Here is a 13,261-nt window from a genome sequence, read left to right on the forward strand (position 1 = left end):
CATGGCCGGGCTCGTCCCGGCCATTTGCGTCTTTGTAAAGTCTGTCGTCTCGCAAATGACTGAAGAGGCCCACCCCACCCGTCGCCTCTATGGCCGCTCGAAAGGCAAGGCGCTGCGCCACCATCAGGCCGAGCTGATGGCGGAGCTTCTGCCGAAGCTCGCGCTCGACCTCGCGGCCCCGCCCCGCCCCGCTCCGGGCGGTGAGTTGCGGCTGGAAATCGGCTTCGGCGGCGGCGAGCACCTGATCGAGGCGGCGACGCGCGAGCCGGCCGTCGATTTCATCGGCTGCGAACCTTTCGTCAACGGCATGGCGAAGCTCCTCTCCCGCATCGAGGAGCGCGGCCTGACCAATATCCGCCTGCATCAGGGCGACGCGGCGGAGGTTCTCGACCTTCTGCCGGACGCGAGTCTCTCCCGCGTCTATCTTTTCTATCCCGATCCCTGGCCGAAGCGTCGCCACCGCAAGCGCCGTTTCGTTTCCCCGGAGAATCTCGAAAAACTGGCGCGGGTCCTGCAACCCGGCGCGCAATTGCGCTTCGCCACGGACATCGACGATTACGCGGCCTGGACGCTGGCGCGGCTGCGCGTTTGCGCCGCATTCCGCTGGCGGGCCCAAAAGGCGGAGGATTGGCTGACTCCCTGGGAGGGCTGGACGCAAACCAAATATGAGGCCAAAGCGATGGCGGCGGGCCGCCGGCCGGTCTATCTGACGTTCACCAGAACCGATTGAGGAAAACAGGAGCATGCGGATGGTCGAGGAGGCGAACACGGGCGCAGGGGCGGCGGCGCCGATCGAGACGACGACAGCGCGTTTCCGCGCCGATGTTCTCGACGCCTCGATGCGCAAGCTGGTGCTCGTCGATTTCTGGGCTCCCTGGTGCGGTCCGTGCAAGCAGCTCGCGCCCGTGATCGAGCGGCTCGTGGCGGCGACCGGCGACAAGGTTGCGCTCGTCAAGATGAACATCGACAATGACCCCGCCATCGCCGACCAGCTCGGGATCAAGTCCATCCCGGCTGTTGTCGCTTTCCAGCGCGGACGCCCCGTGGACGGCTTCGTCGGCGCCCTGCCGGAGAGCCAGATCAAGGGTTTCATGGAGCGTCTCGTCGGCCCCATCGAGGACGAGAGGGATGCGCTCGAGGCGGCGCAGGCGCTTCTTGCCGAAGGCGACGTCGCCGGCGCGCATGAGTTGCTGTCGGAGCTCGTCGGCCAGGAGCCGCCGAACCCCAAGGCCATCGCCCTCCTCGCGCGCCTCTATGTCGGCGCGGAGCAATTCGAGACGGCGCGCGCCTTGATCGAGCGCCTGCCCGAGTCGGCCCGCCGCGACCCCGACGTGGCGGCGGCGACCGCCGCGATCGAGAACGCCGCGCGCGCTCAGGATCTTGGCGAAATCGACGAGCTGAAGACGCGCATCAATTTCGACCCCAATGATCTGCAGGCCTATTTCGATCTTGCGCTCGCGCTCAACGCCAAGGATCGGCGCGAAGAAGCCGCACATGCGCTTCTTGAAATCATCCGCCGCGACCGTAGTTGGAACGATGACGGGGCGCGAAAGCAGCTCGTCCAGTTTTTCGAGGCATGGGGACCGATGGACAAGGCGGCCGTGAGCGCGCGCCGCAAACTTTCCACGCTCCTTTACTCCTAGGAGGGCGCTCGTCGCGCGTCGCCATGGGCCTGAATCACCCATATACGGATCTCCGGGAGTTGCCGGAGATCATTCCGGTTTTTCCGCTTGCCGGAGCCCTGCTTCTGCCGCGCGGAGAGCTGCCGCTGAACATATTCGAGCCGCGCTATTTCGCGATGGTGGACGCCGCGATCGCCGGCGAGCGCGTTATCGGGATGATCCAGCCGCAATCGGAAAATCACGGGATCGCCCATGCGCCGGAACTTTTCCATGTCGGCTGCGCGGGCCGCATAACGCGCTTTGCGGAGACGGGCGACGGACGCTATCTCATCACGCTCACCGGCCTTGCGCGTTTTCGCATCGCCGATGAGATTTCCGCCGGGACGCCCTATCGGCAATTCCGCGTCAGCTATGAAGGATTCCAGGCCGACCTGCTGCCCGGCGCCGGCGAAAACGCCGTCGACCGCGAAAGCATGGTGTCGATGTTGCGCAACTTCGCGGAATGTTCGAAACTCGAAGTCGACTGGGCGAGCATCGACGCCGCGCCGACGGAGACTCTGGTCAATGCGCTGGCCATGATGTGTCCCTTCGGCGCGAATGAAAAGCAGGCGCTGATCGAGGCAATAGACCTGAAAACGCGCGCCGAGACGCTCATCGCGCTCGCAAAGCTCGATCTCGCGCAGCGCGGCGGCGACACGCCGCAATGGCATTGACGACAAATTGACGACAACAGGGCAAGAGACATGAATGACACGATTGACGCCGGCGTTGAAAATCAGGAAGACGGCGCCCCGGAGGCGACGAAGATCGATCCGCGCCTGCTCGAAATTCTCGTCTGCCCGCTGACCAAGACGACTCTCGAATATGACCGCACGAAGCAGGAATTGATCTCCCGCTCGGCGCGGCTCGCCTATCCGATCCGCGACGGCATTCCGATCATGCTGCCGGAGGAAGCGCGTCAGATCGATTGACGCTGTCACCCGCCTTGGACGCACCCGCAAGCGACCTGCTCGCGCTCCTCGATCTCGAAAAGATCGGGGACGACCTTTTTCGCGGCTATAGCCCGGCGACGGCCGGCAAGCAGGTCTATGGCGGTCAGGCGGTGGCGCAGGCGCTCGTCGCGGCGACGCGCACGGTTCCCGAAGACCGGCCCGCTCATTCGCTGCATGGCTATTTCGTCCTCGCCGGCGACCCGCGCACGCCGATCGACTATGCGGTGGAGCGGGTGCGCGACGGCCGCAGCTTCACCACGCGGGGCTGCATAGCGACACAACGCGGGCAGACGATTTTCTCCCTCGAAGCGTCGTTCCAGATGCGGGAAGAGGGATTTTCGCATGGCTCGGCCATGCCCCGCACGCCCGATCCCGAGACGCTCGACGGCATAGACGCGCTGGTCGAGCGATTCCACGCCTTCCTGCCGAAGCCCGCGGAGAACTGGCTGAAGCGCGCGAGCGCGCTCGACATGCGCATCGTCTCGCCTGAGAACATGCTGTCTGCCGACGCGAGCCGGGACGGCCAGATGATCTGGTTTCGCATCCGCGGCCCCCTGCCTGACGATCAGGCGACGCATAGCGCGCTCCTCGCCTATCTTTCGGACATGACGCTGCTCAATACGGCGCTGCTCGTCCATGGCCGCACGATCTTCGATCCCGCGGTGCAGGTCGCGAGCCTCGACCACGCATTGTGGATTCATCGCGCCTTCCGCGTCGACGACTGGCTGCTTTACGCGCAGGAAAGTCCGATGGCTGCGCATGCCCGGGCGCTGACGCGGGGGCAGATTTTCACCCGCGACGGAAGGCTCGTGGCGTCGGTGGCGCAGGAAGGATTGATCCGCCTGCGCACCAAACAATAGGCGCCTGCTTATTGAATAGGCGCCAGAACGCGTCCTTGCACAATTGCCTGTATTGCGAGCAACTCCGGCACGAGCCCTGCGCAGCCCCAGAAATCTGCGCCTTTTTCGATTTTCGGGCCGCCCGACGTCTTCGCGCGCAAATCCGCGACACCTCCGCCTTGTCCTGACAAACTCAAGGATTCCGGGCCTTTCTGCCGGCTGGCACGGCATTTGAAGGTAATGGCGCGGGCACGCCAGTGCTCTCTGAAACGACCGCGTCGCTGCGACGTCCCGTTCCGTGGAGCGGCCGACGCTCGTCAATGAGGTCGAAACAACAGGATTGGCAGATGAAAATCGTGACAGCGATCATCAAGCCGTTCAAGCTCGATGAGGTTCGCGACGCGCTGACCAACATCGGCGTGCACGGACTCACCGTGACGGAAGTCAAGGGCTACGGACGGCAGAAGGGTCATACGGAAATCTATCGCGGCGCCGAATACGCCATCAGCTTCTTGCCGAAACTGAAGATCGAGGTCGCCGTCGCCGCGTCGATGGTCGACAAGGTCATAGAGGCGATCACCGCCACCGCGCGCACCGGACAAATCGGCGACGGAAAGATTTTCGTCAGCCCGCTCGAACGCGCCATCCGCATCCGCACCGGCGAATCCGACGCCGACGCGCTTTGATCGCCTCCTCCCCGAACCTTCAGGAGCTTTCCCACATGAAATGTCCTTCGTCTCGGAGCGCGTATGCGGCTTCGGTCATCGCGGGAGCGGCGGTCGCGGCGGGCCCGGCCTTCGCCGGCAACGACCCGACCCCGAACCCCGGCGACATCGCCTGGATGCTGACCTCGTCGCTGCTCGTGCTGATGATGTCCATCCCGGGTCTCGCGCTGTTCTATGGCGGCCTGGTTCGCACCAAGAACATGCTGTCGATCCTCACGCAGGTGTTCGCCATCGTCTGCCTCGTCGGGGTGATCTGGACGGTCTATGGCTATTCCCTCGCCTTCGGCGACGGCGGCTCGCTGAGCAATTACATCGGCGGCTTCAACAAACTGTTCCTGAAGGGGGTTACGGCCTCCTCCAACGCCGCGACCTTCACGCCCGGCCATGTGATTCCGGAATATGTCTATTTCGTCTTCCAGATGACCTTCGCCATGATCACGCCGGCGCTGATCGTCGGCGCCTTCGCGGAACGCATGAAATTCTCCGCAGTGCTGCTGTTCGTGTTTCTCTGGGTGACGATCATCTACTTCCCCATCGCGCATTGGGTTTGGGGCGCGGCTGATCCGAACGCGCTGGTCGACGCCGCGACGCAGCTCGCCGCCGCGACTGACGAAGCTGCGAAAGCGGCGGCGCAGGCAAAGATCGACGAGATCAACGGCGCCGTGGGCTGGCTTGCGGGCAAGGGCGCGCTGGACTTCGCGGGCGGCACTGTCGTGCACATCAACGCCGGCATCGCGGGCCTCGTTGGCGCCATCATGGTCGGCAAGCGCATCGGCTACGGCAGGGAAGTGCTGGCGCCGCATTCGCTGACAATGTCGATGATCGGCGCCTCCCTCCTGTGGGTCGGCTGGTTCGGTTTCAACGCGGGCTCCAACCTCGAGGCCAATGGCGCGACGGCGCTCGCCTTCGTCAACACCATGGTCGCGACGGCCGGCGCGGGGCTCTCGTGGATGCTGGTCGAATGGCTGGTGAAGGGCAAACCCTCGCTCCTCGGCCTCATCACCGGCGCCGTCGCGGGGCTCGTCGCGGTGACGCCCGCGGCGGGCTTCGCGGGCCCGGTCGGTTCGCTGATCCTCGGCCTCGCCGTCTCGCCGATCTGTCTCTTCTTCGTGGACGTCGTGAAGAAGATGATCGGCTATGACGACGCGCTCGACGTCTTCGGCGTGCATTGCATCGGCGGCATCACCGGTGCGCTGGCGACCGGCCTGCTGGTGAATCCCGACTTTGGCGGCGTCGGCATCACCGACTACACCAATCTCGAAACCTTCGCCGGAACCTACGACATGATGGCGCAGATGAAGGCGCAGGCGATAGCGGTCATCGCTACCCTGCTCTTCTCGGGCGTCGGCTCGGCGATCCTTTACAAGATCGTGGACGTCCTCATCGGCCTGCGTCCGGCGCCCGATCAGGAACGCGAGGGCCTGGACATCACCGACCACGGCGAACGCGCTTACAACTACTGACGCTGCCTCCAAGACCACGAAGCGAAACGGCGCCCACGGGCGCCGTTTCTTTTTTGGGGCGCCTTGCTGCTTGCGACGCCTCTTCCAGCAAAGCTCGCGTTGTTTTAGGCTCGCTGCGATAAAGGACCGCCTTTCAGGAAAGCATTTCGCAATGACCGACGACGCGAAGCCCAATTTGACGCCGGCGAATGAGAACCCCTGGTATTTGCTGGCGACGCTTTATGGGGAGCAGGAGGAAGTCCGATGCTCAAATTGGCGCCCGCTGACCTGCCCCTGAGAAACTCGACCAGATGCGATTAGAGTCCGGCCATATCGGGACGGACGAGATGAAGAAGAAGCGGTTCACGGAAGAGCAGATCATCGGGATTTTGCGGGAGCACGAGGCGGGCGCGAAGGCGGCGGATCTGGCTCGCAAATATGCTGTGTCGGAGACGACGCTTTACAACTGGAAGGCCAAATATGGCGGCATGGACGTCTCCGAGGCCAAGCGGTTGAAAGCGCTCGAAGAAGAGAATGCGCGGCTGAAGAAGCTTCTGGCCGATCAGATGCTGGAAGCCGCGGCGCTGAAGGAGCTTTTGTCAAAAAAATGGTAGGGCCCGCCGCCAAGCGCGCAGCCGTTGTGCATCTGCGAGCCGCCATGGCTCTGTCGGAGCGTCGGGCCTGCCAGATTGTCGCCGTCGATCGCGCGACCGTCCGCTACATCTCGAAGCGGCCGACCGACAAGCCGTTACGGGAGCGGCTGCGGGAACTCGCCAACGAGCGCCGGCGCTTCGGCTATCGGCGGCTGTTCGTGCTGCTGCGGCAGGAGGGCGAGACGTCGGGCAAGAACCGCATCTACCGGCTCTATCGCGAGGAAGGGCTGACGGTGAGAAAGCGGCGCGCCCGCCGAAGGGCTGTCGGCGCGCGGGCGCCCATTCCTGTCGAGGCGCGGCCGAATGCGCGTTGGTCTTTGGACTTCGTGCATGACCAGTTCGCCTGCGGACGCCGGTTCCGCATCCTGAACATCGTCGACGACGTGACGCGTGAATGCCTCGCGGCGATCCCCGACACATCCATCTCGGGCCAACGCGTGGCGCGGGAACTGTCGGCGCTGATCGCATGGCGCGGCAGGCCCGGCATGATCGTTTCGGACAACGGCACGGAGTTCACCTCGAACGCCGTGCTGTCGTGGTCGAGCGAGAACAGGATCGAGTGGCGCTATATCGCGCCGGGCAAGCCGATGCAGAACGGCTTCTGCGAGAGCTTCAACGGGCGCATGCGCGACGAACTGCTGAACGAGACGCTGTTCTTCGGGCTCGACCATGCCCGGGAGAAGATCAGCGCCTGGGCCCAGGACTACAATCACCGCCGCCCGCATTCGGCCCTCGGCTATGCGACGCCCGCCGCCTTCGCGGCCAATCTCACCGCAACAGGCGATCGGCTGCGCAACCCGGACCAACTCCGCCGATCGCCTGTTGCTCCATTCGCGCCCTCGGGCGTATCAACCGGAAGGACTCAACCCGCCGCTGGATGAAAGTTCAGGGGCAGGTCACCGCGAACAGCCATCGCAGAAGCCAATCGGGAAGCATGGAATCGATGGATGGCTACATCCATTCACGGCGAAGAATTGGAAAAGCTAACATCACATACTCACGTAAAGGACAACCCTAAACCCTTTACAGGCGATGAAATCGATAAATTTCGTGGAGATTTCGCAAAACGCGCTGGGCGACAAGATATCCAACTTCCGATGCCATATAAAGACCCTATTAATTTCTTCAATTGTCGTTTTGATAGACCAATTTTATTTTCTCGGTTCATTTTCCCGGTGACCGTACATTTTTTTGGATCTAAATTTGCAGGGCCCGCGTATTTTGATTCTGCATTATTCCTTCTCCACGTCATGTTCGACCATGTTCGCTTCGGCGCGTACGCATCATTTAGTAGGACAGCGTTTAGCCAGGGCGCCGGTTTCGATAATGCACACTTTGCCCGCGATGCATTTTTTGGAAATTCAAAATTTGATGGCGACGCATTTTTCCAGGGTGTGCAATTTTGTGGCAATGCTTCATTCGTTAAGACCGCGTTCCTGAATAAGGCATCGTTCGATCACGCTGATTACTTAAAAGGTGCGCAGTTTAACGAGGCAATTTTCTCTTCCGAGACGGTCTTTGAGAATACGAGTTTTGGTTCCGATGCCGACTTCCAAAACGCCGAGTTTCTGAGCGCAACCAAATTTGGCGGCGCAAATTTTAAGGGAAGGGTAAAATTCAACGGGACTGCCTTCAAACTTGACACGAGCTTCATTCGCTCAAAGTTTCAACAGTCTGTCCCTGATTTCCGCGACGCTAAATTGCGCGAGGCGACAGAATTGCATGGCGCTAAGTGGCCATCGCCTCCAAAAAATCATGAAGACGCCCAGCAACAAATCTATGCCTACGAACGCCTCAAAGCCGAGATGGAGCGGCTCAAAAAGCACGAGGATGAGCAATTCTTCTTCGCCAAGGAACTGCGTGCGCGGCGAGCCTTGTTATGGTTTCGTATGCGCGACAAAAAGCGACGCTTCGGCGAGCGAGTCAACGACGGCGTCGCTTGGTTTATGAACAGCGCATATGATTCTCTCGGCAGTTACGGCCTCAGCGTTGTCAGACCAATTTTTTGGCTCGTTTCGCTTTTCTCCGTCGGCTTCGTCATTCTGGCGTCTACCAACTCACTCGATGACGGCCCGATGGAGCCTTCGGACGCGGCGGCGTTAAGTGTAACTAACCTTATTTCCTTGCTTCCCTACAAGCCGGACAAGCTCATCACCGATCACCTCACCCCCGCCGCCAAGATCATCGGCAACATCCAATCCGTCCTCGGCCTCATCCTGCTCTTTCTGCTCGGCCTCGCTCTGCGCAATCGCTTCAGGATGAAGTGATCCGACGGGGCTCCCATACCTCCCCTTGCGGGGAGGTCAGCGGCCGAAGGCCGTCGGGTGGGGGCAAGCCCAAGCCGCGCTGATCGCTTCGCGCCCCCCTGCGAAGACGAGGCTTCTCGCCGACGCCTCGCGTATTGCGGCCGTCATCGAAGCGGGTCAACATGCGCGCATGGTGACTTTTCTCAGGCTTCTCGCCCTCCTCCTTCTTCTTATCGCCGCCCTCCCCGCCGCGGCCGCCCCGCGCGTCGTAAATGTCACGTTGCTCGTCTTCAGCGACATCTACGAAATCGCCGAGAAGAACGGGCGCGGCGGGTTTGCGCGGGTGGCGGGCGCGCTCGCCGCCGAGCGCGCGAGGGCGAAGAACGTCATCGTCGCCCATGCCGGCGACACGCTCTCGCCCTCTCTTATGTCGAGCCTCGACAAGGGCGCGCATATCGTCGACCTGCTGAACCGCATGAAGCTCGACGTGTTCACGCCCGGCAATCACGAATTCGATTTCGGCGAAGCGGTGTTTCGCACCCGCATGGCGGAGGCGACTTTTCCGATTGTGGCCTCGAACCTGCGCGATGGATTCGGCAAGCAATTGCTTGGTTTCGCCGACAACAGGATTTTCGACATGGGCGGCGTCAAGATCGGCGTCTTCGGCCTCACCGACGAAGAGTCCGCCAAGCGCTCCAACACCGGCGCTCTGCGCTTCGCGCCAATCATCGACACGGCGCGCATGGAAGCGGAGCGGTTGCGCGACGAAGGCGCCGATATCATTGTCGCCGTCACCCATTCCGACTGGAAGGACGACCTGCGGCTTGCAAAACTCGGCGTGATCGACATCGTTCTTTCCGGCCACGACCACAACCTTCTCGTCGCCTATGACGGGCGTTCGGCGATTGCGGAGACCCAGGCCGATGGCGTCAATATCGTCGCCGTCGATCTTGCGATCCGGGTAGACGACGGCGAAAAGCGCAAGGTCGCCTGGACGCCGAAGTTCCGCATCATCGACACCGCCGACGTGACGCCCGACGCCGCCGTCGCGGCGCGCGTCGCGCAATATCAGTCGAAAATCAGCAAGGAGCTCGATGCGGTCATCGGCGAGACCCGGACGCCGCTCGACAGCCGCAAGGCGAGCGTGCGCGGGCATGAGACGGCAATCGGCAATTTGATCACCGACGCCATGCGCGCCGCGACGGGCGCCGATGTCGCGCTGCTCAACGGCGGCGCCATTCGCGGCAATCGCACTTACGACGCCGGCGAGAAGCTCACGCGCAAGGATGTGATGACCGAACTGCCCTTCGACGACACGCTGGTCACGCTCGAATTGAGCGGCGCCGATTTGCGCGCCGCGCTGGAAAATGCGGTCTGGATGCTCGGTCGCGACGACGGCCGCTTCGGCCAGATCTCCGGTGCGCGCATCGTTGCGAAGAGCGGCGCCGTTCCGGGATCGCGGCTCGTCTCGGTCGAGATCGGCGGCAAGCCGCTCGACGACGCGCGGGTCTACAAGGTGGCTGTCACGAATTTCCTCGCGCGCGGCAAGGATGGCTATGACATGCTGACGCGCGGCAAGCCGCTGGTGAATGATCTCGAGGGGCCGCAGCTCGCGACGGTCGTGATCGACGCGATACGAAAGGCCGGCGCCGTCGCGCCCGCCGTCGACCGCCGCATCACGCTACAATGAGGGCGAGATCAGGCGGTTGAAGCCTGCTGCGCGAGACGCTCGTTCAGCCCCTCGGCGGCGCGCGAGAGATTGGCGCGCGCCGCCGCAAGCCACAGGGCGCGCGTCTCGGGACGCCGGTAGAGCATGTCGCCCTGCGCGAGAAATCGCTCCAGCATCTGCTGACGGCCGAGAAGAAACATCTTCTCCGGCGCCCAGCTGTATTCGAAGCGGATATCCTCGAAATTCGCCTCGAAGGTCGGCCACGGTGCGGCGAGCGAGGAAAGATCGAGGTCGAGGAACAGATCGAGGTCCCGCGCAAAGCCCGCGTAGTGCATATGCGCAGCGCGCGCATCCATGTGACTCGCGGTCGCCATCACCATGTCGTGCACGGCTTCGGTATCCGCCGCCGGGAATTTCGAATGCCGCTCGAACAGCGCCGCGCTCGCGCGCACATTCTCGGCGTCGGCGCGCGGACGGCCGTCGGGGTCGCGCGTTATGAATACCGAATCGTGCCAGAAGATCGCCGTGGCGATGAGATCCGGGCGCACCGCGAGATCGGTGAGCTGATCGAGCTTGTCGATGAGGTCGGCGATATGAGCCCAGTTATGATAGGCGCGCTGCGGCTCTCGATAGGCGGCGTCGATCGTCGCGAAAGCCTCAGCGTCGTGGCGCGAAGCGATGAGGCCCCAGTATTTCTCGACGATCTTTTCGGTCATGCGCGGGCGGCGGTCCTGAGGTGAGAAGAAGCTGGCGCACGATTTGCGGCGCAAGACGGCGACATGATGGCGTCACTTACTTTCCAAATTCCATACGGGAGACCACGCCTCTTGCAACCCTGCGCGCGCCAGCATGGAATATCGTTGTTCCAGGGCCACATAGAGCGCAGGCCAGGGGCTGGGAAGCGTCTGCGCCAGTGTGGAGGCTCGCGCTGCGGCTTCAGCAAATCGCCCGGATTCACAATCGTCGCGCATGGCGTCATGCGATGTGCGCCAGCGCACATACAGCTCCGACTCAGCTGTGTCGGGACCGCCGGCAAGCGCGAAGACATGGGTCGGCTCGGTCTTGCCGACGACGACGATGCGGCCCAGATCGAGCCAGGCCATGTCCGGCGCCGCGTCGCGGATCGCGGCGGAGGCGATGACGTCGGTCCCGAAAGCCTTGCTGGCGCCTTCCAGACGCGATGTAAGGTTCACCGTGTCGCCGAGAATCGAATAGTCGAAGCGGCGAATCGAGCCCATGTTGCCGACGCTGCAGGGGCCGAGATGCAGGCCGACCCCGAAGGCGGCGACGCGGTGCGGGCGCCCGTCCGCCCGCGCGGCCTGCGCGCGAGCTTCATTCAGATTCGCCAGCGCCTCGCGCATCATCAGCGCCGCGCGAACGGCCTTGCGCGGATGATCGACGATGTCGAGCGGCGCGTTCCAGAAGGCGAGAATGGCGTCGCCCATATATTTGTCGACCGTGCCCTCGCATTCGAGGATCGCGTCGGTCATCGGCGTCAGGTAATCGTTCATGAACTGCGTGAGCTCGCGCGCGCTCATGCCTTCGGAAATGCCGGAAAAATTGCGCAGGTCCGAGAAAAGCACGGTTAGTTCGCGCGTTTCGCCGCCGAGAACCAGACGCTCGGGATGCTCCGCGATGCGGTCCACGACCGCCGGCGCGACAAACTTGCCGAAAGCGCGCCGCACCTGCCGGCGGGCGAGAGTCTCCGCGCGCCACAAAGTCACGGCGCCGATCAGATAGCCGCCGATCACGACGAGGCTCGGATAGGCGGGGTCGAGCAGCAGTCCCTGCCGCTCGAATAAATAGAAGGCGCCGCCGAAAAGTCCCGCGACGGCGAGCGGCGCGAAAGGCGCCGAGACAAGGGGCGGCGCGATGAACAGCAGGCCCATCGTCAGCAGGAAAGCGACGGCGGCGGCGACGAATTCGAGCCCCGGCGCCCAGTCCGGCCGCGACAACAGCGCGCCCGTCGTCAGCGACTCGACGATCTGCGCGTGCACGTCGACGCCGGGCGCGACCGCCTCCAGCGGCGTTGCGCGCACATCGCCCAGCCCCACCGCCAGCGCGCCGACGAAGACGATCCGTCCCTCGATCTCGCTGCGCGGGACGCGCCGCTCCAGCACCGCTTTGGCGGAAATGTCTCGGGCCGGATTGCTGGGCGAATAGCGCGGCCGCACGTCCGCGGCTGGCCCGGTCGCGATCTGGAAGGCGCCGATCTTGATCGCGTTGACGCCCGTTTCCTTGCCATAGGCGGTCTCGCCGCTGGCGTTGGATGAACGGATGACGATCGTCTGCTCGCCTTGCGCGACGCGAAGCGCCTCCACCGCCAGCGACGGCGCGATGGAATCGCCCACGCGCGTCAGCAGCGGCACGCGGCGCACGACCTGATCGCGGTCGGCGAGCCAGTTGGTCGCGCCAAGGCCCTGCGCGGCTTTCGCCAGTTGGGGCAGCGGCGTGACGACGCCCGTAAAGGAGACGAGGAACGGCGCAGGATCGTCGCCTGCGGTCACGAAGCCGGCCTTCGGCTCGAATTGCTTGGCGCCGCCGACGTCCGCGAGCGTAACGCCGAGTACGGCAGGCGCCTTGCCGAGCGCGGCCGCAAGGAGCGCGTCGCCCTCCGGCGTCTTGGCGAGGAGCTTCGAGACTTCCGCGCGCAGTTTCGGGTCGGGCAGCGCATCCGCGATCCGGCGGGCGCTCAGGCGATCCGGCTCGGCAAAGATGAAATCGAAGGCGATGGCCGCGGCGCCCATCTCGCGCAGCCGATCGACAAGCTCGGCGATGCGCGTCCGGGACCAGGGCCACTGACCATACGCCTTGAGGCTTTCCTCATCGACGCCGACGACGCGGGCCGGCGTCTCGGGATCATAGACGCGCGGCGAAAGGCGCTGGAAGGAGTCGAAGACCAGATTGCGCAGATCGTCCAGCGCGCGAGGCTGCAGGAAACCCCATGGCAGGGTGACGGCGGCCGCGACGACGAGCGCGACGAGATAGACCTGCCGCCGTTTCAGCATCCGCGGCTCCATTCACGCGGGGGCGCAGTCTCGAAAGCGCCGCCGCGTCGCTCGCGGGACGGTTT

At 63.6% G+C, this 13,261-nt stretch carries 13 protein-coding genes; 11 read left to right on the forward strand and 2 right to left on the reverse strand.

Annotated elements, in window-relative coordinates:
• Positions 1 to 55: 55 nt before the first annotated feature.
• From trmB to MET49242_RS07890, 11 genes are all read left to right on the forward strand, one after another.
• The gene (gene trmB / locus MET49242_RS07840; protein ID WP_036287326.1) at positions 56 to 730 is read left to right on the forward strand and encodes a tRNA (guanosine(46)-N7)-methyltransferase TrmB; all 675 of its coding nucleotides are present in this window, start codon (positions 56 to 58) and stop codon (positions 728 to 730) included.
• Between the two features lie 19 nt (positions 731 to 749).
• Positions 750 to 1,643: a thioredoxin gene (gene trxA / locus MET49242_RS07845; protein WP_036282067.1), complete on the forward strand. Its 894-nt coding sequence runs from the start codon at positions 750 to 752 to the stop codon at positions 1,641 to 1,643.
• A 23-nt stretch (positions 1,644 to 1,666) separates the two neighbouring features.
• Complete coding sequence (locus MET49242_RS07850) at positions 1,667 to 2,335, forward strand: LON peptidase substrate-binding domain-containing protein (protein ID WP_036282070.1); 669 nt, start codon at positions 1,667 to 1,669, stop codon at positions 2,333 to 2,335.
• A 30-nt stretch (positions 2,336 to 2,365) separates the two neighbouring features.
• Complete coding sequence (locus tag MET49242_RS07855; protein ID WP_036282073.1) at positions 2,366 to 2,593, forward strand: Trm112 family protein; 228 nt, start codon at positions 2,366 to 2,368, stop codon at positions 2,591 to 2,593.
• Between the two features lie 14 nt (positions 2,594 to 2,607).
• On the forward strand, positions 2,608 to 3,474 hold the full coding sequence (locus MET49242_RS07860; protein ID WP_036282077.1) for an acyl-CoA thioesterase II: 867 nt from the start codon (positions 2,608 to 2,610) through the stop codon (positions 3,472 to 3,474).
• Positions 3,475 to 3,800: 326 nt separating this feature from the next.
• Positions 3,801 to 4,139 (forward strand): P-II family nitrogen regulator, encoded by a 339-nt coding sequence (locus MET49242_RS07865; RefSeq protein ID WP_036282080.1) that lies wholly within the window; start codon positions 3,801 to 3,803, stop codon positions 4,137 to 4,139.
• Positions 4,140 to 4,174: 35 nt separating this feature from the next.
• Entirely contained in the window at positions 4,175 to 5,641 is a 1,467-nt protein-coding gene (locus tag MET49242_RS07870; protein WP_036282083.1) for an ammonium transporter, read from the forward strand.
• 151 nt (positions 5,642 to 5,792) lie between these two features.
• Entirely contained in the window at positions 5,793 to 5,918 is a 126-nt protein-coding gene (locus tag MET49242_RS26355; RefSeq protein WP_256378577.1) for a hypothetical protein, read from the forward strand.
• A 49-nt stretch (positions 5,919 to 5,967) separates the two neighbouring features.
• Positions 5,968 to 7,154, forward strand: a protein-coding gene (locus MET49242_RS07880) for an IS3 family transposase (RefSeq protein WP_371212522.1) whose coding sequence is annotated in 2 segments (ribosomal slippage) — positions 5,968 to 6,220 and positions 6,220 to 7,154 — 1,188 coding nt in all. Because the reading frame shifts where the segments join, the coding sequence is not laid out codon by codon here.
• Between the two features lie 66 nt (positions 7,155 to 7,220).
• Complete coding sequence (locus tag MET49242_RS07885; protein WP_144259514.1) at positions 7,221 to 8,540, forward strand: pentapeptide repeat-containing protein; 1,320 nt, start codon at positions 7,221 to 7,223, stop codon at positions 8,538 to 8,540.
• Between the two features lie 169 nt (positions 8,541 to 8,709).
• A complete protein-coding gene (locus tag MET49242_RS07890) occupies positions 8,710 to 10,209 on the forward strand; it encodes a bifunctional UDP-sugar hydrolase/5'-nucleotidase (RefSeq protein ID WP_036282093.1) in 1,500 nt (499 codons plus the stop codon).
• A gap of 8 nt (positions 10,210 to 10,217) precedes the next feature.
• Here the strand turns inward: MET49242_RS07890 and MET49242_RS07895 are convergent, their stop codons facing one another.
• Positions 10,218 to 10,904, reverse strand: a complete 687-nt coding sequence (locus MET49242_RS07895; protein WP_036282096.1) for a hypothetical protein — start codon at positions 10,902 to 10,904, stop codon at positions 10,218 to 10,220.
• A gap of 72 nt (positions 10,905 to 10,976) precedes the next feature.
• A complete protein-coding gene (locus tag MET49242_RS07900) occupies positions 10,977 to 13,196 on the reverse strand; it encodes a CHASE2 domain-containing protein (RefSeq protein WP_036287329.1) in 2,220 nt (739 codons plus the stop codon).
• Positions 13,197 to 13,261 lie beyond the last annotated feature (65 nt).

The sequence above is a fragment of the Methylocystis sp. ATCC 49242 genome (assembly GCF_000188155.2).
In the GTDB taxonomy this organism is placed as follows: Bacteria; Pseudomonadota; Alphaproteobacteria; order Rhizobiales; family Beijerinckiaceae; genus Methylocystis.

Excerpts from the sequence above, each read along its gene's own strand:
- trmB (WP_036287326.1), top strand. The coding sequence starts at position 56 with ATGACTGAAGAGGCCCACCCCACCCGTCGCCTCTATGGCCGCTCGAAA.
- trxA (WP_036282067.1), top strand. The coding sequence starts at position 750 with ATGGTCGAGGAGGCGAACACGGGCGCAGGGGCGGCGGCGCCGATCGAG.
- MET49242_RS07850 (WP_036282070.1), top strand. The coding sequence starts at position 1,667 with ATGGGCCTGAATCACCCATATACGGATCTCCGGGAGTTGCCGGAGATC.
- MET49242_RS07855 (WP_036282073.1), top strand. The coding sequence starts at position 2,366 with ATGAATGACACGATTGACGCCGGCGTTGAAAATCAGGAAGACGGCGCC.
- MET49242_RS07865 (WP_036282080.1), top strand. The coding sequence starts at position 3,801 with ATGAAAATCGTGACAGCGATCATCAAGCCGTTCAAGCTCGATGAGGTT.
- MET49242_RS07870 (WP_036282083.1), top strand. The coding sequence starts at position 4,175 with ATGAAATGTCCTTCGTCTCGGAGCGCGTATGCGGCTTCGGTCATCGCG.
- MET49242_RS26355 (WP_256378577.1), top strand. The coding sequence starts at position 5,793 with ATGACCGACGACGCGAAGCCCAATTTGACGCCGGCGAATGAGAACCCC.
- MET49242_RS07885 (WP_144259514.1), top strand. The coding sequence starts at position 7,221 with ATGGCTACATCCATTCACGGCGAAGAATTGGAAAAGCTAACATCACAT.
- MET49242_RS07890 (WP_036282093.1), top strand. The coding sequence starts at position 8,710 with ATGGTGACTTTTCTCAGGCTTCTCGCCCTCCTCCTTCTTCTTATCGCC.
- MET49242_RS07895 (WP_036282096.1), bottom strand. The coding sequence starts at position 10,904 with ATGACCGAAAAGATCGTCGAGAAATACTGGGGCCTCATCGCTTCGCGC.
- MET49242_RS07900 (WP_036287329.1), bottom strand. The coding sequence starts at position 13,196 with ATGCTGAAACGGCGGCAGGTCTATCTCGTCGCGCTCGTCGTCGCGGCC.